Annotated in this window: 23 protein-coding genes; 11 read left to right on the top strand and 12 right to left on the bottom strand. The window is 72.2% G+C overall.

The window, feature by feature from the left end; translation table 11 throughout:
- Positions 1–6: 6 nt before the first annotated feature.
- From ACFYS8_RS34520 to ACFYS8_RS34505, 4 genes are all read right to left on the bottom strand, one after another.
- Positions 7–435 carry an anti-sigma regulatory factor gene (locus ACFYS8_RS34520; protein WP_387649044.1) on the bottom strand — a complete coding sequence of 143 codons (429 nt, stop codon included), beginning with the start codon at positions 433–435 and terminating at the stop codon, positions 7–9.
- A complete protein-coding gene (locus ACFYS8_RS34515) occupies positions 432–794 on the bottom strand; it encodes an STAS domain-containing protein (RefSeq protein ID WP_387649174.1) in 363 nt (120 codons plus the stop codon). Before ACFYS8_RS34515 ends, ACFYS8_RS34520 begins: the two co-directional genes overlap by 4 nt.
- Positions 795–814: 20 nt before the next feature.
- Complete coding sequence (locus ACFYS8_RS34510) at positions 815–1,975, bottom strand: PAS domain S-box protein (RefSeq protein ID WP_387649043.1); 1,161 nt, start codon at positions 1,973–1,975, stop codon at positions 815–817.
- A gap of 383 nt (positions 1,976–2,358) precedes the next feature.
- A complete protein-coding gene (locus ACFYS8_RS34505; RefSeq protein WP_387649172.1) occupies positions 2,359–3,537 on the bottom strand; it encodes a GDSL-type esterase/lipase family protein in 1,179 nt (392 codons plus the stop codon).
- Between the two features lie 383 nt (positions 3,538–3,920).
- Between ACFYS8_RS34505 and ACFYS8_RS34500 the strand changes: the two genes are divergently transcribed.
- Both ACFYS8_RS34500 and ACFYS8_RS34495 read left to right on the top strand, forming a co-directional pair.
- Positions 3,921–4,475 carry a hypothetical protein gene (locus ACFYS8_RS34500; RefSeq protein ID WP_387649040.1) on the top strand — a complete coding sequence of 185 codons (555 nt, stop codon included), beginning with the start codon at positions 3,921–3,923 and terminating at the stop codon, positions 4,473–4,475.
- Positions 4,476–4,526: 51 nt separating this feature from the next.
- Complete coding sequence (locus ACFYS8_RS34495) at positions 4,527–5,033, top strand: EF-hand domain-containing protein (RefSeq protein ID WP_387649038.1); 507 nt, start codon at positions 4,527–4,529, stop codon at positions 5,031–5,033.
- Positions 5,034–5,127: 94 nt separating this feature from the next.
- Here ACFYS8_RS34495 and ACFYS8_RS34490 read toward each other — a convergent pair whose 3' ends face one another.
- Entirely contained in the window at positions 5,128–5,769 is a 642-nt protein-coding gene (locus ACFYS8_RS34490) for a restriction endonuclease (protein ID WP_387649036.1), read from the bottom strand.
- Positions 5,770–5,933: 164 nt separating this feature from the next.
- Positions 5,934–6,365, bottom strand: coding sequence for a hypothetical protein (locus ACFYS8_RS34485; protein WP_387649034.1), 432 nt, complete (start codon positions 6,363–6,365; stop codon positions 5,934–5,936).
- Between the two features lie 263 nt (positions 6,366–6,628).
- Here ACFYS8_RS34485 and ACFYS8_RS34480 point away from each other — a divergent pair, with 263 nt between their 5' ends.
- Positions 6,629–7,420, top strand: a complete 792-nt coding sequence (locus ACFYS8_RS34480; RefSeq protein WP_387649032.1) for a MerR family transcriptional regulator — start codon at positions 6,629–6,631, stop codon at positions 7,418–7,420.
- Between the two features lie 7 nt (positions 7,421–7,427).
- Positions 7,428–8,648: a glycosyltransferase gene (locus ACFYS8_RS34475; protein ID WP_387649030.1), complete on the top strand. Its 1,221-nt coding sequence runs from the start codon at positions 7,428–7,430 to the stop codon at positions 8,646–8,648.
- Positions 8,649–8,764: 116 nt separating this feature from the next.
- Here the strand turns inward: ACFYS8_RS34475 and ACFYS8_RS34470 are convergent, their stop codons facing one another.
- Positions 8,765–9,127, bottom strand: a complete 363-nt coding sequence (locus ACFYS8_RS34470; RefSeq protein WP_387649027.1) for a hypothetical protein — start codon at positions 9,125–9,127, stop codon at positions 8,765–8,767.
- A 219-nt stretch (positions 9,128–9,346) separates the two neighbouring features.
- Between ACFYS8_RS34470 and ACFYS8_RS34465 the strand changes: the two genes are divergently transcribed.
- The 6 genes from ACFYS8_RS34465 (at position 9,347) to ACFYS8_RS34440 (ending at position 15,285) form a co-directional block, all read left to right on the top strand.
- Positions 9,347–10,651, top strand: coding sequence for a globin domain-containing protein (locus ACFYS8_RS34465; RefSeq protein ID WP_387649025.1), 1,305 nt, complete (start codon positions 9,347–9,349; stop codon positions 10,649–10,651).
- A 255-nt stretch (positions 10,652–10,906) separates the two neighbouring features.
- Complete coding sequence (locus tag ACFYS8_RS34460) at positions 10,907–11,320, top strand: hypothetical protein (protein WP_387649022.1); 414 nt, start codon at positions 10,907–10,909, stop codon at positions 11,318–11,320.
- Between the two features lie 550 nt (positions 11,321–11,870).
- Positions 11,871–13,631 (top strand): cytochrome c oxidase subunit I, encoded by a 1,761-nt coding sequence (ctaD, locus tag ACFYS8_RS34455; protein ID WP_387649019.1) that lies wholly within the window; start codon positions 11,871–11,873, stop codon positions 13,629–13,631.
- 124 nt (positions 13,632–13,755) lie between these two features.
- The gene (locus tag ACFYS8_RS34450; protein WP_387649016.1) at positions 13,756–14,283 is read left to right on the top strand and encodes a hypothetical protein; all 528 of its coding nucleotides are present in this window, start codon (positions 13,756–13,758) and stop codon (positions 14,281–14,283) included.
- Between the two features lie 30 nt (positions 14,284–14,313).
- Positions 14,314–15,033, top strand: coding sequence for a sigma 54 modulation/S30EA ribosomal C-terminal domain-containing protein (locus ACFYS8_RS34445; protein WP_387649013.1), 720 nt, complete (start codon positions 14,314–14,316; stop codon positions 15,031–15,033).
- A gap of 108 nt (positions 15,034–15,141) precedes the next feature.
- A complete protein-coding gene (locus tag ACFYS8_RS34440) occupies positions 15,142–15,285 on the top strand; it encodes a hypothetical protein (protein ID WP_387649011.1) in 144 nt (47 codons plus the stop codon).
- Positions 15,286–15,292: 7 nt separating this feature from the next.
- Here the strand turns inward: ACFYS8_RS34440 and ACFYS8_RS34435 are convergent, their stop codons facing one another.
- The 5 genes from ACFYS8_RS34435 to ACFYS8_RS34415 form a co-directional block, all read right to left on the bottom strand.
- Positions 15,293–16,474 (bottom strand): hypothetical protein, encoded by a 1,182-nt coding sequence (locus ACFYS8_RS34435; protein ID WP_387649009.1) that lies wholly within the window; start codon positions 16,472–16,474, stop codon positions 15,293–15,295.
- A 122-nt stretch (positions 16,475–16,596) separates the two neighbouring features.
- Positions 16,597–17,769: a magnesium and cobalt transport protein CorA gene (locus tag ACFYS8_RS34430; protein WP_387649006.1), complete on the bottom strand. Its 1,173-nt coding sequence runs from the start codon at positions 17,767–17,769 to the stop codon at positions 16,597–16,599.
- 366 nt (positions 17,770–18,135) lie between these two features.
- Positions 18,136–18,555 carry an SRPBCC family protein gene (locus ACFYS8_RS34425; protein ID WP_387649004.1) on the bottom strand — a complete coding sequence of 140 codons (420 nt, stop codon included), beginning with the start codon at positions 18,553–18,555 and terminating at the stop codon, positions 18,136–18,138.
- A 33-nt stretch (positions 18,556–18,588) separates the two neighbouring features.
- Positions 18,589–19,599 (bottom strand): aldo/keto reductase, encoded by a 1,011-nt coding sequence (locus ACFYS8_RS34420; protein ID WP_387649001.1) that lies wholly within the window; start codon positions 19,597–19,599, stop codon positions 18,589–18,591.
- A gap of 132 nt (positions 19,600–19,731) precedes the next feature.
- Positions 19,732–20,682, bottom strand: coding sequence for a helix-turn-helix transcriptional regulator (locus ACFYS8_RS34415; RefSeq protein ID WP_387648998.1), 951 nt, complete (start codon positions 20,680–20,682; stop codon positions 19,732–19,734).
- A 63-nt stretch (positions 20,683–20,745) separates the two neighbouring features.
- Between ACFYS8_RS34415 and ACFYS8_RS34410 the strand changes: the two genes are divergently transcribed.
- Positions 20,746–21,129, top strand: a complete 384-nt coding sequence (locus tag ACFYS8_RS34410) for a VOC family protein (protein WP_387648995.1) — start codon at positions 20,746–20,748, stop codon at positions 21,127–21,129.
- Position 21,130 lies beyond the last annotated feature (1 nt).

Genomic DNA, 21,130 nt, shown 5'->3' with positions numbered 1-21,130 from the left:
CTCCTGTTACCGCTGCCACTTCACGATCACCACGGTCGTGCCCGAGTCGGCGTCCGATGTGAGGGTCAGGTCGTCCACCAGCCGTCGCGACCCCGGCAGGCCCAGGCCCAGGCTGCCCTTGGTGCTGAAGCCGTCGGTCATCGCCGCCTCGATGTCGGCGATGCCCGGACCGTCGTCGGCGAAGGTGACTCGCACTCCCCGGCGCCCCTGCTCGTACACCTGCTCGGCACGGATCCGGCCGCGGCCCCCGGTGGCGTAGTTGAGGATGTTACGAGCCAGCTCGCTTCCGGCCGTGATCAGTTTGGTCGCGTCGACCAGGCCCAGACCCACCGCCTCGGCCTCGGCACGCAGGACCTTGCGGACCCGGATCAGATCGGCCTCATGGGCGATCGCGAAGACGGCCGGCTCGGCGTCCGTTGTGGTATTCCAGGTCACGGCCGGACCGCACCGTTCTCGGCGCGGCGCAGCCGCTGCAGCAGTGCCAGGCCCTGCTCGGCGTTGAGCGCCGTGTCCAAATGGCCCATCGGAACACCCAGTTCCACCAGTGTGATGGCCACCGCGGGCTGAATTCCCACGATCGCGGCTTGGGCTCCCAGTAGCCGGATCATCGCCACGATTCGCGCCAGCACCCGTGCGATGAACGAATCGACCATGGTCAGCCGGCTCACATCGATCAACATCCCGGATGCACCGGTGCGCGCGACCTCCCGGGTGAGCTGCTCCTCGATCTGGACCACGGTCGTGTCGTCCAGGTCGCCCTGCAACGCCACCAGCAGCGTGTCACCGATCCGCATCACCGGTACGACGTCGTCGCTCACAGCGAACCCCCCATGGACAGCGCCCGGGTGGCGGTCTCGGCGGTCCCGGCCCGCTCGGCCAGCAGCGCCAGCGCCAGTTGCAACGCGTCCTGCAAGGTGTTGCGCGACCGCAGGCGCCCCATGTCGATGCCCAGGTGCACCATGGACTGCGCGGTCTCCGGCCGCACCCCGCTCAGAATGCTCACCGCCCCCATCAGCGCAGCCGCCTGGACGGTCTTCAGCAGATGCTGGGCCACCTGGGTGTCGATGGTGGGCACCCCGCTGATGTCCAGGATCGCCACCTCCGCCTGAGTCTGGGCGATCTTCTCCAGCAGGCCCTCGGTCAGCCGGGTGGCTCGCAGGGTGTCCAAGGTCCCGATGATCGGCAACGCAAGTACCTTGTCCCACACCTGGATCACCGGCGTGGACAGCTCCAGGATCTCGTCGCGCTGGCGCTGCAGCCGCTGCTCGGTCTCCCTGCGCTCGGTGACATCGCGGATCGCTGCGGCAACCAGCAGACCCTCGGCCGTCTGGAGCGGGCTCAGGCTGATCTCGAGGGGGAACTCCGTGCCGTCCCTGCGCATTCCGGACAGCTGGAGTCCCGCGCCCATCGGCCGCAGCCGGGGGCCGGTGAGGAAGCCGTTGCGGTGGCCTACGTGGCGGTCGCGGTACCGCGGCGGTACCAGCACCTCTATCTCCCGGCCGACCAGTTCCCCGCGATCGAAGCCGAACAGCGTCTCGGTCTGCCGGTTGACCAGTACGATGCGCCCGTCCGGGCCGACGATCACCATGGCGTCCGGGGCCGACTCCAGCAGACCGTGGAACATCGACTCGGCCCGCGCACTTTCAGTGACATCCCGCAGGGCCAGGACGAAGCCGGTCACTGCGCCCTCTTCGCCCAGAACCGGCGTCAGAGCGACCCTGGCCAGGAAACGCTCGCCCCCCTTGCGGATCCGCCAGCCTTCAAAACTCCACCGGCGCTCTTCGCGTGCCGCGGCCAGTTCCTGATCCAGCAGTCCGGCGTCGCGATCCTCCGCGGTGTGCAGCACCGACACCGACCGCCCCACCATCTCGGCGCCGGTGTAACCCGTCATCGACGCGGCAGCGCGGCTCCAGCGAACCACCTGCCCACTTGGGCTGATCTTGATCAAAGCCTGATCGGTGACCGCGTCCAGCATGGACTCAAGCTCACGCACAGTCGCCTGGGGCTCCTGCTCACCTATCGACGGCGTCGTCGTCATAGTCGGCCCCATCTCCCCTCTCATACGGCCCGGGTCGGGCATCCACGGGCGACGTTGCGGTCCCGTCCGCGCTGATGGTACCGGGCGGACCCAGCATGCCGACGACCGACCACCGCGTCCCTGCTCGGCAGTCGGCCGCTGCTCCAACGGGCACCGGGTCGCGCCAGGTCACCGGGCCGTAAGGTGGCGGACGAGCAGCTCAACGCCCTCCGGGTCGAGGGTGGCGACCCGCCAGGTCGGCGAACAGGTCGGTGGCGGTGCGGGCCGTCTCCTGCCGGTGACTGGGAGCTCGGCGGGGAGGGTCGACGTACGACGGGCAGTCACCCCCGTTCCCCCGCCGGAGCGCCCTCACCGGTCGCCGGCCGGAACGGGCCCTCGGCGGCGAAGGCGTGGGCGGCGAAGCGTTCGCCCATGCGGCGGTAGGCGGCGGCGGAGGGGTGCAGGCCGTCGGGGAGGTCGGCCGTCTCGGTGGGGCCGAGCAGGTCGCGGCCGTCGAGGTGGTGCAGGTGAGGGTCGTGTGCCTGACGGAGTGCGACGATCCTTGCCAGCTCGTCGCGGACCACCTGCAACGACAGTGCCCCGCGGGCCAGTTCGGCCGGGTCGCCCAGTGCGGTGACCTTTCCGTCGCGGCCCGTCGTGGTCGGGCCGGGGTGGGTCTCGAGTGCGGGGCAGCTGACCGGGGAGATCACCAGCAGCGGGGTATCGGGGTGCCCGTCCCGGATGGTGTCGAGGAATCCGTGGACGGCCGGACCGAACGTCCGTAGCCGGAAGGTGGCCAGGCCCACGATGTTGATGCCCGTTTTGATGCTGATCAGGTCGGCGGGCAGGTCGCGGATGGTCCGGGCGACGTAGGGGTCCAGCATGTCGTTGCCGGGCTGGCTGAGGTTGGTGACTTCCACGCCCCCGAGCGACGCCGCCACCACGGGCCAGGTGCCGGTGGGGCCGTCGGCCTCGAGGCAGTGGCTGATGGAACTTCCGTGGTGCACCCACCGGCGACGACCGTCGGGCAGCGGCGCCAGGACCTCACCGTCGGCCCGGAGCGCCACCAGTTCGGTGGGGGTCTGCTGCGGCAGCCACAGTTCGACGTTCTTCATCCCGGCCGGCAGCCCGGCGAAGCGTGCCGTCCCAGGTTCTCCCGGGATCAGCCGCGGCGCTGCCCCAGGGGCCGCCATCCGCCACACGTTCCCCAACGGTGCTCGTCGGCGACCCAACAGCACACCGTCCACCGTCAGTTCGAGCATCCCGGTCGGCCGGGGGCGGGGGTCGCTGTCGAGCTGCCCGGTGGAGGTGAGGACCACGAACTCCAGCACCCGCGCATCGGTGCGGAACACCAGCCGCACCCCCGACGGCATCACCGTGCCCCCGTAGACCGACGGGTCCTGGTACTGCTCCTTCGTCCAGGCGGGCAACCGTCGCGGCATCACCCCCGCCGCCGTCGCCTCCAGGTCCAGCGCGCCCCGTACCTCCACCGGCCCGCCCGCCAGCGGGTACTCCCGCATCGTCACTGCCACCCCTCCTCGCCTCGGCCCCGTCCGGCCGGGCGGGTGCCCGGCCGGAGCCATCTGGCCCCTCCCCGAACCTAGCGACCCGAGTTGGAGATTTCGTGCTGATGGGACGGGAGTACTGGTCCGATGATCGGGGCCCGCGGGGATGATCCCCGGTGCGACCCGCAGCGGCCGCCCCCGTCCGGCTGCTCCCCCGGGGCCCGGCCGAAGCGTGGGGCCGCGGCCGTCGTCTAGCGCCGCACGTGCGGTGTGCTGCCCAGTACCCGCCGGCCCCTCGCTTCATCCGTGCGGCGGAACACCCGAAACCGGTGCTCCTGAAGCTCGTTGTCCTACGGATCCATCACCACCCGAACCGGGACAAACGGGAGAGCACCCTCATGAAGACCGCTTTCCGCGGCACCCTGCTGGCCTCCGCCCCACTGCTCGCCACGCTGCCGCTGATCGTCGACACCTCCGCCCGCGCCTACTCCGCCACACCCACCACCGATGCCACGTGCGTCCTCCGCGGCCACGGGGTCTTCACCGGCGCTGTCGATGCCGGCGGCACCAACCTTCCGGTCCCCGACACACTGGCGATGACGGGGACCGTGACCTGCGTGGATCCCGCCGGCGCGCCCGTGGCCTCCGGCGCCTTCGAACGGACCGTCACCATGCCGGCCACGGAGTGCACCGGCGACGAGCACGGGGACACCTCCACCACGACCGTCCACTGGAGCGACAAGACCGCCTCCACCTTCAAGTTCGACAAGACCGACGTCGTGAAGGTGAACGGCACCGCCTCACTGGTCGTCAGCGGCGAAGTCACCGGCGACAGCGCGGAGTTCGCGGGCGACACCCTCAAGGCGGTGGGCACCAGCTACGGCGCCGGCTGCGGCACCCCGGCCGGCGAAACCGCGCTCGACTCGACGCTCGTGCTCCGCCTCACCCACTGAAACGGCTCCTGAACGACCCCTCGACGCCCGCACCACGAAGGACGACCCGACATGCTCCCGGCCCAACTCACCAGCCCCAAGGCCCGCGTCTACGCGATGCTCGACACCGACGGCGACGGAACCGCCTCCCGGCACGACTACTTCGTCCGCATCGAACGAGCCCTCCGGGCCACCGACCGGACGCCGAACGACCCCCTGGTCCTCGCCGCCCTCGCGGCGGGCGAACGCGCCTGGGCCGCGATGGACGCCAACGGCGACGGCGTCATGACCTTCGCCGAGTACGACGCCTGGGTGGACGCGGACAAGTTCGACCACGTCTGCCGCCACGCCCTCGCCGCCCTGTTCGACCTCGCCGACGCGGACCAGGACGGCGCCCTGCGACGCTCCGAATTCACGGCGCTCCGCCAGGCCCTCGGCAACCGGCCCGACCACGCCGACGCCGCCTTCGACGCCCTGGACACCGACGCGGACGGCCTGGTCGGCCGCGACGAGTACCTGGCCTCGATCCGCGCCTACGTCACCGGCGACGGCTCCCCCATGGGCGACTCCCTGTACTGACCGCCCGCCCCCGGCACGTTCGGCGCCGGCGGACGATCACGGAAGGCAGCCGCCGGAGCGCGGCGGGCTGGTCGACCCGGCCCGGGCGGAGGGATCAGCCCCACGGCGGTCGGCCGGTTCCTTCCGCCCACAGCGCCAGGGCCCGGCGGTCAACAGCGCGGATCCCGACCTGGGCACAGAACGCGGCGGCGGCCTTGGTGAAGGTGCTGGTCGTGACGACCAGTGCGAGGTCGCAGCGGTGGACATCACGGTAGGTGCCGTTGACCTTCTGCACGTCCTGGGAGCCGACAAGCGTCTTCGGCCCGTACCGCTTGGCCTGGATGAGGATTCGCTGCCCGGCCGGGGTGGTCGCCAGGACGTCGGCGGCAAGGTCGCCGGCGCCGCCGACGACGGTGACCTTGGTGCAGCCGTCGCGCCGGCACAGCACCGCCAGCGCGTGCTCGAACTCCTTCGGCCCCATCGACAGGAACGCCCCGATGTGCCGCAGTTGCGCGACCTGCCCCTCGTGCTCCCGCCTCGACGCCGCCACCCGGCCGCGCACCACCACCACCGCGACGGCCAGGGCGGCGGCGAGCAGGCAGAGCAGGAGCATCAGGTGGTGGAGGAGCCAGCCGAGCATGAGCACGGCCAGAACGACCGCGGCGGTCGTGAGGGTGAACAGGACGATGCCGTGGTTGCGGGCCTGCGCGCGGCGGGCTGCACTGCGACGGCGGCGACGGACGGGCCTGCGTGCCACGATGCTCCCCCTCCGGACCAGGCTGCTGGCGGTGATCGTAAGGGGGTGGCGGCTTCCTGCGGTCGGATTCAGGCCCAACCGGCCGGGAGTGCAGGCGGGTTGGCCGGATCGAGGCGGTCAGCGGCCGAACGGCCGGCGACGGAAGCCGCTTGGGCGACGGACCGTCAGTTCTGCTCGGCGCGTGAGAGCGCCGGGAGCAGGTGGACCATCCACGGCAGCGCGACGCCGAGGAACAGCACGCAGGAGGATTCGCCCAACGCGGGGAACCAGCCCCAGCCGAACTCAGGGCCCTGCTGCTGATGCCAGGCATGGTGGTGCAGCACGACCGTCAGCACACCGACGGGGACCAGCAGCAGCCGCTGCCGGACGGCGAAAGCGGCGAGGGCCGGCAGGACCGCGGCCACGGCCCAGGCCTCCACGGGCCCGAATCCCGTGGCACGAAGGCCGGGGGCGAGCCCGGCAACGAGGCAGGCCCACACCGCCGCCGCTGCCGCGGTGGCGATGCCGGTTGCCAGCCAGGCCCAGATACCGCGGTGCGGTCGATCGGCGGGAGCGGTGGGAGCAGTGGGAGCGGTGGGAGCGGGGTAGGTGGTCACGGCCGGACCGTACCCGCCGCTGCCCCGTCACCGGCCGCGCCGCGCGCCCGGCTCGCCCGACCGAGCTACCCGGCTTCGGAGTCGGGGACGACACACCGGTGCGGAGGACGCGGATCGTGGCTGGCCCGCCACGCTCCTGAACGCGGGTACGTCACCGGCCTGCACCGCAGCCGCGCACCCTCCGGAAGGGGCGTGCGGGGCCGACGGGTTGACCCTCTCCTGGCGTCAGGGTTCAGCATGGGGGTGCGCGAGAGGAGACGGGTGTGACTGAGCGCGGCGCGAGTTATTCGGTGGGGCAGGTGGCGGGATTCGCGGGGATAACGGTGCGGACTTTGCACTATTACGACCGGGAAGGATTGCTTTCGCCGAGTGAGCGGAGTACGGCAGGATATCGGCTGTACAACGACCGGGATTTGGCGCGGCTCCAGCAGATTCTGTTCTACCGGGAGCTCGACTTCCCGGTGGAGGAGATCCGCAGCATCCTGACCGACCCGCAAGCCACCGCGCTCGGCCCGCTGCGCGAACGGCACCGTCAACTCAATGAACAGATAGCCAAGTTGCAGCGAATGGTGGAAGTCGCCGAGCAGGCCATCGAGATGGAACGGACGGGCGTGCGGCTCTCGCCGGAGGAGCGGTTCGACATCTTCGGTGAGGTTCGCTGGGATCTGAGCTATGCGACGGACGCGCAGCTGAAGTGGGCGGACAGTGCGCGGCAGCGGGAGTCGATGGAGCGGGCGGCCCGGCACAGCAAGGAGGACTGGCGGCAGCTGATGGCCGAATCGGCCGCGTGGCGGCGGGAGTTGATCGTCGCGTTCGAGGACGGTCAGCCGGCCGGGGGTGAGCGGGCGATGGATCTCGCGGAGCAGCACCGGGCGCATGTGGAGCGGTGGTTCACGGCGTGTCCGCCGGAGTCGCACCGGATGATCGCGGGCGACTACCTGACCGATCCGCGGGCGTTCGCGATGCTCGTCCCGCCGTCCGAGCAGCTGCCCGGGCTGGCGCAGTTCCTGCACGCCGCGATCGAGGCCAACGCCCGTCGCATCATGGAGGGTTGAAGCACAGATGCGCATTCTGATCACGGCGGCGGGTTCGCACGGCGACGTCGCACCGTACACGGGCCTCGGCGTCCGGCTGGCGGAGGCGGGGCACGAGGTCGCGCTGGCCACGCACGACAACTACCGGACGATGGTGGAGGGGTGCGGGCTGGAGTTCCGGCCGCTGCCGGGTGACCCCCAGGGCGGGCAGGGCCGGGGCGGGCAGGGCCGGGGTGGGATGCTGCGCCGGGCGAAGGAGTTCGTCGGGGAGCTCGGGCGCGGGATCGCGGAGGTGGCCGAGCCGGGGGCGGACGTGCTGCTGCTGTCCACGTCGACGGCGCCGCTGGGGTGGCACGTGGCGGAGGCGCTGGGGGCGGCCAGTGCGGGCGTGTACCTCCAACCGGTGGAGCCCACGGGGGAGTTCGGGCCGGTGGTGGGTGGCACCAGGTCGCTCGGACGGTGGGGGAACCGGGCGGCGGGACGGGCCGCGCTGGGGGTGGTCGACCGGCTGCACCGGGACGCCGTGGCGGAGCTGCGGGCCCGGCTCGACCTGCCGCCGCTCTCCGGGGCGGCGATGCGCCGCAGGCTGGTCCGCGAGCAGTGGCCGGCGCTGCACGGGTTCAGCACCGCGCTGGTCCGCCGCCCGGCGGACTGGCGGCCGGGGCTGGAGGTGGTGGGCAACTGGTGGCCGGCCCCCACCGGTGAACTCCCCTCCGTAGTAGAGGAGTTCCTCGCGGCCGGCCCGGCCCCGGTGTTCATCGGATTCGGCAGCATGGGCGCGGGCCAGGGCGAGCGCCTGGGTCGCCTCGCGGTGGAGGCGCTGCGCACGGCGGGCCGGCGGGGCGTCCTCCAGGCCGGCTGGGCGGGCCTGACGGCGGACGCGGACGACGTCCTCACGGTGGGCCGGCTCGACCACGCCGCGCTCTTCCCCCGGATGGCAGCCGTCGTCCACCACGCGGGCGCGGGCACCGCAGCGGCGACGCTCCGCGCCGGAGCACCCTCGGTCCCCGTCCCGGTGACGGCCGATCAGCCGTTCTGGGCCCGCCGGTTGACGGCAATCGGCGCCGCGGTGGCCCCGATCCCGTTCGCCGGTCTCACGGCGGACCGCCTCGCCGCCGCGATCCGCCTGGCGGTCGCCGAACCCTCCCACCGGGAACACGCGGCAGCGGCAGCCGACCGGATGGCGAAGGAGGACGGCGCGGCCCGCGCGGTCGACCTGGTCGCCCGACTGGCCCGAGCCGCCGCGTGAACGTGCCCCCGGTGACCCGGCAGAAGGCACCGAGGCCGGACGGAATCCGGCCCGGCAGGACGCCTCAATTCACCACCGCGGGACGGACGTTCACGGCGGGGCCGTGCCGGTCGCGCTCAGGCGTCGGAGTAGCTGAGGTCTCCGACCGACCAGGCGCTGATGTCGCCGATCGCGATGCGGTACATGCCGCCGGTGTGCGGGAGGCCGAAGTCGCCCTGGAGGATCCTCGCGCGGTGCAGGTGGAGGTGGGTGGGGCGGGCCGGCGGGGCTTCGGCGGGTGGGGCGAAAAGGGCGGCAAAGGGCTTCAGGTGGTCGGAGGCCTGGAGGACGTCGGCCACGCGTTCCCACCACAGGGCCACAGGGGCGAGCCTGCCGGTGATCACGGCGCCTGGGACGACCACCGTGAGGGACATCTGGTTGCTGTGCTCGGATTCGACCATCGCGGCGATCTCGACGAGCAGCCCATCGGGGTTCGACATGCTGTCCAGCGTAGGACACCCCCGAGCCCCCGGGCCGAACCGCCCGCCACCGCCACCGCCCCACAGCCCACCCCACGGCCCGCCGCACCGTCCGCGGCGAGCCCGTCGACAACCCCTCGACAGCAGGCATCGCACCAGGTCAAGGGCCGAACGTCCCTCCTCCGGGCGGCCGAACAGTCCATGATCAACTCATCTTCGCGGGTGGTTAACCTGACGTTCATGGAGTACACCAGCAGCGGCGCTCCGCGCACCGCCACCCTCACCCCCACCCCCATCGGCTCCCACGACGAGGACGCTTTCAGCCCGGAGTACGATCGCCTGCTCGCCCGCCACCACGCGATGCGATTGCGCCGCAGCATCCTCTCCCCGACCGGACAGTCATCCGGCCCGCGGCGGCCGGCTGTGCAGCTTCCGGAGCCCGGGGACCGGGACCTGATCGTGAGCCACCTGGCGCCGCTGCTGCCGTTCGACGCACTGATCGAGGTGCTGTACGACGCGATGTTCGTCCGGCGGCCGTTCCTGCGGCGGCTGTTCCCGGAGTCGATGGAGTTCCAGCGCCAGCACCTGGGGCACATGTTCCAGCACCTGATCGACCACCTCGACCGCCCCGTCGAACTCGACGCCAGGCTGCGGGCGCTGGGCGCGGACCACCGCAAGCTCGGGGTGTGGCCGGCGCACTACGAGGCGTTCGAGGAGTCGCTGATCACCGCGCTGCGGGTGCGCGGCGGGCGCGCCTGGACGGTGCAGGTCGAGGAGGCCTGGACGCGGATGCTGCGGTTCGCGGTGGCGGCGATGGTCGCGGGCGCGGAGGGCGCGGCCACCGAGCCGCCGTTCTGGCACGGCGAGGTGGTCGGGCACGAGCGGCGCCGCCCGGACCTGGCGGTGCTGCGGGTGCGCACCGGCGAGCCGTACCCGTATCGGGCGGGGCAGTACGCGGCGCTGGAGTCGCCGTTGCTGCCGCACAGTTGGCGGCCGTACTCGGTGGCGTGCGCGCCGCGCGAGGACCGGGTGCTGGAGTTCCACGTTCGCCGGACCTCGCCGGGCGGGCTGAGCGCGGCACTGGTGGAGGGCACGGGTGTCGGCGACCAGGTCCGGGTGGGGCCGCCGCGCGGCTCGCTCTCGCTCGACTTCGACGGGGCGGACCTGCACGGCGACGTGCTGATGGTCGGCGGCGGGACGGGCCTGGCGCCGATGAAGGCGCTGGCGGAGGAGTTCGCGGCGGCACACCGGGCCCGCGGCCGCCGGGTGCGGCTGGTGGTCGCGGCGCGCGGCCGGGAGGAGCTGTACGACTGGCCGTCGCTGGTCGAACTCGCCGCCAACCGTTCCTGGTTGGAGCTGACGCCGGTGCTCGGCCCGGACCTGGAGGGACTGGCGGCCATGCTCCGCGGCCACCAGAGCGTGCCGGGGCTGGCGCTGCTCAGCGGCCCGCCGCGGATGGTCGCCGTGGCGCGTTCGCTGCTGCTGGACGCGGGTGTCCCGGACGAGCGGATCCGCTACGACGGGGTGACCCGCGCCGAGCACTGACGGCCCGGGGCGGCCGGACGGCGACCGGAAGGCGACCGGAAGGCGACCGGAAGGCGGTCCAAAGACGGCCCAAAGGCGGCCCATTGGCGGGTCGGCCCGCCGTCAGGCCCCGGCGGACGGGGCCGTTCGGCCCTTCCCCCGCCGTTTCCGACTTGGGGACAGTGACACCCAGGTCAACAGGTCAGCGTTGTCTGTGTCCGGCCCGCATTCGGCGGGCCGGTCGGGTTGGGCGTGGGTGCCCGGAGAGGCCGAGCGATGGAAACCGACGAGGTCATGCTGGCTGTCCGACTCACCACCCAGGACCGGACGCTGCTACGGCGTCTGGCACACGGACACCGCGGCGACGTGTCCGAGGTGGTGTCGGACGCCCTGCTGGACGTACTGCCCTTCGTGCTCACCGGCGGCACGCCCCAACTCGCCGACGAGCTTCGGCGGTTCGCGCCCTGCGCGGTGACGGTGTGGCTGCCGCCGGAGCTGGCCGAACTGCTGCCCGCGCTGGCCGACCGGATGACGGAGCTGAGCGGCGTCCGCCCGCGCACCCCGTGCGAGGCGCTGGGCGCGGCGGTCCGGCTGTGGCTGCGTCAGGACCCGGCGCTGCTGATGGCCGGCCTGCGCACGCTGCACGGCGCGGACGCCCGCCACAGCCACCACCACCCCGTCGCGGCCTGACGGCCCGTCCACCCTCCTGCGGCGCACAGTCCGCACCCCTGCGCACCCAACGGGCGTCCCTGCGACGCCCGTTCGCGTCCCCGCAGCACCACCCGGCGCCCGTTCGCGTCCCCGCAGCACCACCCGGCGCCCCTCCCGCGCCCCCTCGACACCCCTCCCGCGTCCCCTCGACGCCCCGTCCGCGTCCCCGCTGTGCCGATGGCGCCGCACATTCGCGCCCGCCCGGCCCCTGATCTGGTGGTCCCTGGTGGTCCGTCAGTCCCTCCCGCCCCCGGGCCGTTCGGCTCGGAGGGGCCCGTGGACCGGGGACGTCGGGCCGCCAGGGGCGGGACCATCGGCCCTGGGGCCCGGACCCGCCCACGAACGAGCATGGAGCGCCGCCGCTCGGCGAAGGTGCTCCACTCCCCGGAAGCACCCCGCGGACCGGGTGGTCCGGCATTGCGCCGCCGCCCGATCGCGGGCGTCGCGTCGTCCGTCTCCTGTCATGGCGGGTGACGGCCCGTCGGGCGGCGGCGCCACCAGGTTCGGCAAGGACGAAGGAGGGCGGCCGATGGCTGCCATCGAGGCGAGTCGAGGGACGGCTGAGTCCGCTCCACGACGCACACCGGGCAGCGCGATAGTGCGGATGCTCACCACAACCGATCACAAGACGATCGGCACGATGTATCTGGTCAGCGCATTCGCGTTCTTCCTGATCGGCGGCGTGCTGGCGTTGGTGATGCGGGCGGAGCTGGCCCGCCCGGGGACGCAGATCCTCTCCAACGAGCAGTTCAACCAGGCGTTCACCATGCATGGCTCGGTCATGCTGCTGCTGTTCGCGATGCCGCTGTTCACCGGTTTCGCGAACTGGATCATGCCGCTGCAGATCGGCGCGCCCGACGTGGCGTTCCCGCGGCTGAACATGCTGTCGTACTGGATGTTCATGTTCGGCTCGCTGATCGCGGCGGCCGGCTTCCTCACCCCGCAGGGCGCGGCCGACTTCGGCTGGTTCGCCTACGCGCCGCTGTCCGACGCCATCCACTCCCCCGGCGTCGGCGCCGACATGTGGATCATGGGTGTGGCGTTCAGCGGCTTCGGCAGCGTGCTCGGCGCGGTCAACTTCATCACCACGATCATCTGCATGCGCGCGCCCGGCATGACGATGTTCCGGATGTCGATCTTCGCCTGGAACGTGCTGCTGACCTCGCTGCTCGTGCTGATGGTCTTCCCGGTGCTGGCGGCCGCGCTGCTCGCCCTGGAGATGGACCGCAAGTTCGGGTCGCACGTCTTCGACCCGATGAACGGCGGGCCGATGCTGTGGCAGCACCTGTTCTGGTTCTTCGGCCACCCCGAGGTGTACATCCTGGCGCTGCCGTTCTTCGGCATCGTCTCGGAGATCGTCCCGGTGTTCAGCCGCAAGCCGATGTTCGGCTACTCGGGCCTGATCGCCGCCACCATCGCGATCGCCGGCCTGTCGGTGACGGTGTGGGCGCACCACATGTACGTCACCGGCCAGGTGCTGTTGCCGTTCTTCTCGTTCATGACCTTCCTGATCGCGGTCCCGACCGGTGTGAAGTTCTTCAACTGGGTCGGCACCATGTGGAAGGGCTCACTGTCCTTCGAGACACCGATGCTGTGGGCGACGGGCTTCCTCGTCACCTTCCTGTTCGGCGGTCTGACGGGCGTGCTGCTGGCCGCGCCGGTGCTGGACTTCCACGTCTCCGACTCGTACTTCGTGGTCGCGCACTTCCACTACACGCTGTTCGGCACCGTGGTGTACGCGATGTTCGCCGGCTTCCACTTCTGGTGGCCGAAGTTCACCGGCAAGATGCTGGACGAGCGCCTCGGCAAGATCACCTTCTGGACGCTCACCATCGGCTTCCACCTCACCTTCCTGGTCCAGCACTGGCTGGGCGCCCAGGGCATGCCGCGCCGCTACGCCGACTACCTGGCCGCGGACGGCTTCACCACGCTCAACATGATCTCCACCATCGGCTCGTTCCTGCTCGGCCTGTCGATCCTCCCGTTCATCTACAACGTGTGGAAGACCGCCAAGTACGGCGAGAAGGTCAACGCCGACGACCCGTGGGGCTGGGGCCGTTCGCTCGAGTGGGCGACCTCCTGCCCGCCGCCGCGGCACAACTTCAGCAAGCTGCCGAAGATCCGCTCGGAGTCCCCGGCGTTCGACCTGCACCACCCGGAGATCGCCGCGCTCGACTACATCGAGAACCACGGCAAGCCGGCTCCGCACCTCGGCGACGTCACCCCGGCCAAGCTCTCCCTCTCGGAGCGCGACCGCCGAAAGCTCGCCGCGTCCTCCTCCGAGGACTGACCGTTGCAACCCCCGCCGGCCCCCGCTCCCGGGCCGGCGGACCCACAACCGCCGTCCCCGCCCCGCCGTATCTCCCGGCACGGGCGGGGCGGGGACGGCACCCCTCAGCTCTGGAGGACCCGCCATGGCCCACCCCGTCCTGGCCCTCGGCACCGCCGCACTCACCGCCGCCGGCAGCGCCTGGTACCTGCCCGCGCTGCTCGACCTCCGGGCCGGCGCGGACCGCCCGCGCGCCGCCCGCCTCGCCGCCACCGGCTGCCTGCTCTGGTGGTCCGGACTGGCCGCCGCCGCGATCCTGCTCACCACCCCGCTCAGCTGGCACGTCCCGCTCGGGGCGGCCCTCACCGGTGCCCTGTCGGGTGCGGCGCTGCGGGTCCTCGCCGCAGCCGAGAGGAGCGCCGACCGGCGCGAACAGGACCGCGCCTGGGGCAGCCTGCCGTACGACCTGCCGACCGTCCGCGGCGTGCGCCCCTCCGCCGCCACCGTCGGCTGGGTGACCGGCGGACTCGCGATCGCCGCCGCGACCGCTGCCGCGACCCTGCTGGCGGGACGCCCCGGGCCGGCCGGCTCCGCGGTGGTGACCGTCGCCGGGTCGGTCGGCCTGTGCCTGCTGATCCTGCTGGTCGCCCTGAACCGCACCCGCCCGCACTGAACCCCTTCTCCCCCCGGAGGAAGCACAGCCATGGACGTCGCCGAGTCGATCCCCCTGCACCCGGCCGGCCTGCCGGGCGAGGCGGCCGCCCTTGCCCGGGCCCGGGTCAACGCCGTCGCGCGGGACGCCTCCGCGCTGGTCGAAGCCGTCCGGATCCGCCTGGCCGGCGCGCCGGGACGGGTGCTCGCCCAGGTCAACGCCGAGGTCGACGGGCGCCGGGTCCGGGTCCAACTGGCCGCGCGCACCATCGGCGACGCTGCCGACCGGCTCGCCGAGGAGCTGAGCCGGCGCATCCGCACCGTCTCCTCCAGCTGGCGGCCCCGGCCCTGGCCCTCCGAGAACGACCGCGCGATCGGCGTCCCGGCCACCGGCACCGAACGCATCGTCCGGATCAAGTCGGCCCCGCTGGTGTGGTGTTCACCCGACGCGGCGGTCCGCACCCTGGACGCCATGGACTACGACATCCACCTCTTCACCGACCCGGCCACCGAGACCGACGCCGTCGTCCACCGCGTCGGCCCCACCGGCTACCGCCTGGCCCGCACCCTCCCCGCCGCACCCCCGACCCACCCCGCCACCCCCCTCACCCTCAGCCCCCACCCCGCCCCACCCCTCACCGCCGCCCAGGCCGCCACCCGCCTCACCACCGCCGAACTCCCCTACCTCTTCTTCACCGACCCCACCACCCGCCGCGGCCGCCTCCTCTACCGCCGCCTCGACGGCCACCTGGCCCTGGTCGTCCCGGCCTGAAAACCCGGCTGTCACCCACTACAGTCCGATCTGCCAGCACCTCGGGGGAGATCGATGAAGCAGCGGGTGACGGTCCAGCGCGTCCGCACGGGCCCAACCTCACACCGAGTGATCCAGGCCGCCGCCGGCCCCGGACGGATCGCCCTGTACGTGCGCCGAACTCGTGGCCGCCCCCGGCACCCCCACGCCGTCCGCCACTCCCCCGTCGCCCGCCAACTCCACGTCCAGTACTGCCCGGACTGGACGCTGTGACGGTCGGTCACTTCTCGCAGGAGCCGTCGCACGGCCGACTCCGCATCACCCGAATCGCGAACACCGACCCGTCCGGGTGGACGGAAACGGGACCGCCCCACTCCTTGTCCCGGCCGAGCCAGGGCCGGATTCTGTAGGTCTCATGCACGGCGGCGCGATACTCCTCCACTCGCCCTCTCCTCAGCAGGTCGAACAGCTCCGCGTCCACACCGGAGTACGCCTCGACCCGGCGGCCGTTCAGCCGGAAGACGTGATCGGTGCCGACGTACGGAACTCCGAGGAGCGTCTTCTCGATGCCCCGGCGGCCGACGCCGGCGGCGTGCTCGTAGCCGTCGAAGCGCTTGGCCCCCTGAGGGTCCGTCAGATACTGCGCGGTGCCGTCGCCCGAGTCGGTGAACGCCATCAGGCCGGCCGCCTCGGTCCGACCGAGGGCCTCCTGGAACCAGCGGAAGTCCTTGGGCCCGAGGTGCCACGCGGGTGCGGCATCGTGGCCGCCCTCGACCGGTGGCCGGTCCCTGGCTTGTCCGTCCAGACTCACCGGCTGTTCTCCGGCCGACAGGTGGAGCCAGCCGCCCCGGCCCGGGGCCTGAAGGGCGTGCACGGTCACCACGCCGGCCCGCGCCAGTTCCGTGCTGAACAGCAGCCCCTGGGTCTCGTTCCACTCGCCGATGTGCATCCCTTCGGCATGCGCGGAGGCGGAGGCGAGCTGTTCGGCCGACCTGACGGCATTCCCGTGGTTGCCCTTGGAGACGATCGGCACCACCAGGGACGCCTCCCCGGGGCGCCAGACCTCGGCCAGGTACTGCGGGCGGTACTGATGGCTGGAAGTACGTCCCTCCCCCGTCTTCTTCCGCCGGTCGGTCGGCACCGGACCCGCGCGCAGCACCGTCTCGGCGGGCAGGATCGACACGCAGTGGTCGGGGTACCGCTGCCCCAGCACGTGCTTGGCGATCGTGAGGGCCAGCCCGGTGCCGAGGTCGCGCGACTGCTGGTGCTTGTAGTACTCGCCTATCCCCCGGCCTTCGCCGGTCAGTTTGAGGTACTGGCCGGGGCCGAGCAGTTGAAGCTGCCCGCCGACGCCGAGCGCCTGGTTGTAGTTGAGTGCGCCCCAGTGCTCCGCCAGCCCCCGCCCCGCACCCTTCTCCGACAGCGCGGTCACCGACGCCAGGGTGTGCAGGACATCCCACATGGCGACGGTCAGGTCCCCGGACTCCGCAGGGGCCAGTGGCGCGAGGAGCGGTTTACGGCGCAGCGGGTCCTCGTCCTTGTCCGCCCGTTTCCTGTCGTCGGCCGCGATGACCGCCGCCGCGGCTACAGCCAGTTGCGCTTCTTGAAGATCAGGTAGAGGCTCCCGCAGACCACACCCATCAGGCCGATCGCGAACGGGTAGCCGAAGGCCCAGTGGAGTTCGGGCATTTCGTCGAAGTTCATGCCGTAGACGGTGCCGATGAGGGTGGGGGCGAAGAGGATGGCGGCCCAGGAGGAGATCTTCTTGATCTCGTCGTTCTGGACGTGGCCGGCTTCGGCGAGTTGCTTCATTTCCTCGTTCTGGCGCTGGGAGACCAGGGTGGCGTTGACGGTGAGGATGTTCTGGAGCATCTGGCGGAAGCCGTCGACGCGTTCGGCGGCGTAGGTGGCGTGGTCGGCGACGTCGCGGAGGTAGCGCTGGAGTTCTTCGTCGGTGCCGTACTTCTGGAAGCCGGCTTCGAGGGCGCGCATGATTTCCAGGAGGGGGCCGGTGGCGCGCTGGAGTTCGATGACTTCGCGGGAGAGTTCGTAGATGCGGCGGGAGACGCGGGGGTCGCCGCCGAAGACTTCGGTCTCGATTTCGTCGATGTCGTGCTGGAGGCCGGCGATGACGGGGGCGTAGCCGTCGACGACGGCGTCCAGGACGGCGTAGAGGACGGCTTCGGGGCCGAGGGCGAGCAGGTCGGGGTCGGCTTCGAGGCGGCCGCGGATCCTCGAGAGGTCGGGCGACTGGGAGTGCCGGACGGTGACCACGAAGTCGGGGCCGACGAAGAGGTGGATCTCGCCGAAGTCGACTTCTTCGACGTCGTCGAGGTAGCGGGCTGCGCGCAGCACGACGAAGAGGGTGTCGCCGTAGCGTTCCAGCTTGGGGCGCTGGTGGGCGACGATGGCGTCCTCGAGGGCGAGTTCGTGCAGGTCGAACTTCTCGGCGGCTTCGACGAGTTGGGCTTCGGCGGGGCGGTAGAGGCCGATCCAGGCCATGGTGCCGGGCTTGCCGGGGAGGTCGCGGTAGATCTCGGCGAGGCTCGCGGGGGACTCTATTCGGCGGCCGTCGCGGTAGACGGCGGCGTCGACCACGGAGCGTTCCGCGGTGGCGGGCTCGCGGTCGTCGGCGTTCTGGTCGGAGCGCGGGTCCATCGAGTGCTCGGGGGCCACGGAGTGGTCGGAGACGAGCCGGGGGCTGCGGCCGAACGGTCGCTTGCCTGCGCGCACGGCGCGCACACGCCAGTCGGACATGGCGGGGTACCTCCACGGGTCTGGGTCCGTCACACCCCGCACGGGGGGCGACGGCCGGCCCCGGTGGTCCGTCCGCGTGGCAGGGCCGGGGAACGCGGGGCGTTCAGCGGGCGGTGCGTGGACGGAGGGTCCGGGGGCCGGGAGCGGGTGAGAACTTCCCGGAGCGGGGCCGACTTCGACCCGGACTACTGCACTCCACGGCTCTCACCTCCTCACACTCCGGACGCACCCTGGCGTCGCGACCGCCGCCAGTCTAGCCCCGCGTTCCCCCACCCCCCGGCCCCGGGGGACGTCGTGGGCTCCGCCAGGCATGCCGCGGCCCGGCCACGCGGGTGCGTGTCCGGGCCGTGCGGGTGGTGTGCGGCGTCAGGCGGTGAGGGCCTGGTGGAGGGCGTCGAGGCCGTCCGCGTAGATGCCGGTGAACAGGTCGACGACCTGCTGTTCGGTGGCGCCGACGGGGTTGAAGCGGCCGGACCACTGGACCTCGGCGAGGTCGTCCCGGCCGGGGACGGCGTGGACCCGGATGGTCGAGACGTAGCCGTCGACCGGGAACGGCGCCTGCAGGATGGCGTAGCTGTAGTGCCGCTCGGCCTCGTTGAAGTCGACGAGCCGTTCGACGATGACCTCGCCGTCGGGGTTGGTCAGGCGCCGGACCCGGCCGCCTTCGAGGGCGGTGCTCTCGGGGATGTAGGGCAGCCAGTCGGGGAGGGAGTCGAAGCCGCCGATCAGGTTCCAGACCTGCGCGGGGGTGGCGGGGACGGTGCGGCTGACGGAGGTGGAAGCCATGGTCGATCCTCCTGGATCGGGGAGAGACGGGAATCAGGCGCCCGCGGGCAGCGGGGCGGCGGCGCTGACCAGGCCTGCGGCACGCAGGTCGCGCCAGAACGCGGCGGGGACGGTCTCGTTCAGCGCGGCGGTGTCCTCGGCGATCCGGCTGGGCCGGGTCGCGCCGGGGACGGCGGCGGCGGCCACCGGGTGGGCGAGGGAGAACTGGAGCGCGGCGGACTTGATGCCGACGCCGTGCTGCTCGGCGAGCGCCTTCAGCCGGGCGACCTTCGCGACGATCTCGGCGGGCGCCTGCTGGTACTCGAAGTGGGTGCCGCCGGCCAGGATGCCGGAGCTGTAGGGGCCGCCGACGACCATCTCGGCGCCGTGTTCCTGCGCCATCGGCAGCAGGCGCTGGAGGGCGTGCTCGTGGTCGAGCAGGGTGTAGCGGCCGGCGAGGAGGAAGCCGTCGGGCTGCGGCTCGTCGAGGGCGAGGGTGAGTTCGATCGGCTCGGTCTTGTTGACGCCGAGGCCCCAGGCCTTGATGACGCCCTCGTCGCGCAGCCGGGACAGCACGCGGAAGGCGCCGGTGCGGGCCTCTTCGAACTTGGCGAGCCAGGCGTCGCCGTGGAAGTCCTGGGCGATGTCGTGGACCCAGACGATGTCGAGGCGGTCGGTGCCGAGGCGCTTGAGGCTGCCCTCGATGGAGCGTTCGGTGGCGTCGGCGGTCCACTCGTGGACGATCCGGTTCGGGTTGCCGTGTTCGAACAGGCCACCCTTCTCACCGAAGTCGGGGACGTCCGTCTCGTGCTCGTCGAGGATGACCCGGCCGACCTTGGTGGACAGCACGTAGGAGTCGCGCGGCTTGGTGGAGAGCACCTCGCCCAGGCGTTCCTCGGCGAGGCCGGCGCCGTAGAAGGGGGCGGTGTCGTAGTAGCGGATGCCCTGGTCCCAGGCGGCTTCGACGGTGGCGCGGGCCTGCTCGTCGGGGATCGCGCGGAACATGTTGCCGAGCGGGGCGGTGCCGAAGCCGAGCTTGCCGGGGAGGAGGTTCTTGAGGATCACAGCGTTGCCTTTGCGAAGGGGTCGAAGGGCGGAACATTTGATGCAAGCGCCCCTTACTTGCGCCCACAATAGTTGCAGACGCTGGCTAATCCAAGGTGGCCTCCACCACAGATCGACATCAACCCCGACGGATCACGCGTTGGCGTCGAGCAGCTCCCGGGTGCGCCGCACCAATGCCTGCCGCACCTCGTCCGGCGCCAGCACCCGCAGCGGTGTGGCAAGGCCGAGCAGGTAGCCGGCCAGGCCGTCCGCGTCGGGGCCGCCGATCTCGGCGATGGTGGCGTCGGGGCCGTCGGGGCGGTGGGTGCCGACGGTCGGTGGGATCAGGCGCAGCGCCCGGTCGAGCGGCAGTGGGAGCCGGATCGTCACGTACAGCGGGTACTTGGCGCGTCCGAGCGAGTCGGCGACCAGCAGTGCCGGGTCGGGCGGGTCGACGATCTCCACCGGGCGTCCGGTGGGCCGTATCCGGCCGACCCGGTCCGCGCGGAAGGTCCGCCACTCGGCGCGCGCCACGTCCCGGGCGACGAAGTACCACCGGCGCCCGGTGCTGACCAGCCGGTACGGGTCGACGTCCCGGACGGTGGCCTTCCCGTGCTGGTCGCGGTACGACAGCCGGCTGCGCTCGCCCCGCCGGCAGGCGGCGGCCAGCTCCAGCAACTGGCCCGGCGCGAGCGGCGGTTCACCGTTCCTGGGGGTGTGCACCAGCGCCGCGTCCAGCCCGCCCAGCCGTTCCGCGATCCGCGGCGGCAGGACCTGGCGCAGCTTCAGCAGCGCCGACAGCGCGGCCTGGTCGCCACCGAGGACGCCGCTGAGCGCGGCCTCGCGCAGCCCGACGGCCACCGCGAGCGCCTCCTCCTCGTCGAGGATCAGCGGCGGCACCCGCGCCCCCGGGCGGAGCCGGTAACCGCCCCACGGGCCCGCGTCGGACTCGACGCCGTAGCCGAGCTCCCGGAGCCGGGCGATGTCCCGTCGCACCGTGCGGTCGGTGACGGCCAGCCGCTCGGCCAGTTCGCCGCAGGTCCAGGACGGCCGGGTGGAGAGCAGGGAGACCAGGCGCAGCAGCCGGGCGGAGGTGGTGAGCACGCCCCGAAGTGTGCCGCACGACCAGGACCGAACCTGTCCTGGTCCGGTCGTAGCGTCTCCCCCATGAGCACTGGAAACACCTCCGAAACTGCAATCCGCTACGCCGCCGTCACCTTCGACTGCGCGGACCCGGCCGAACTGGCCCGCTTCTACGGCGACGCCCTCGGCCTGCCCGTCGTCTACTCCACCGACGACTTCGTCCTGCTCGGCCAGGAGGGCGCGGCCGGCCTCGGGTTCAACCGGGTGGCCGACCACCGCCCGCCGTCCTGGCCGGACGAGTCCGGGGCGAAGCAGGCCCACATCGAACTGGACGTCGCCGACCTGGACGCCGCCCAGGCCCGACTGGTCGAACTGGGCGCCGTCGTCCCCGAGTTCCAGCCGGACGAGCGCTGGCGGGTCCTGCTGGACCCGGCCGGCCACCCGTTCTGCGTCACCCGTCTGAGCTGAT

Origin of the sequence: Kitasatospora sp. NPDC004615 (genome assembly GCF_042873545.1) — a bacterium.
Lineage (GTDB): Bacteria > Actinomycetota > Actinomycetes > Streptomycetales > Streptomycetaceae > Kitasatospora.
This window is presented reverse-complemented; position numbering and strand designations above follow the sequence as displayed.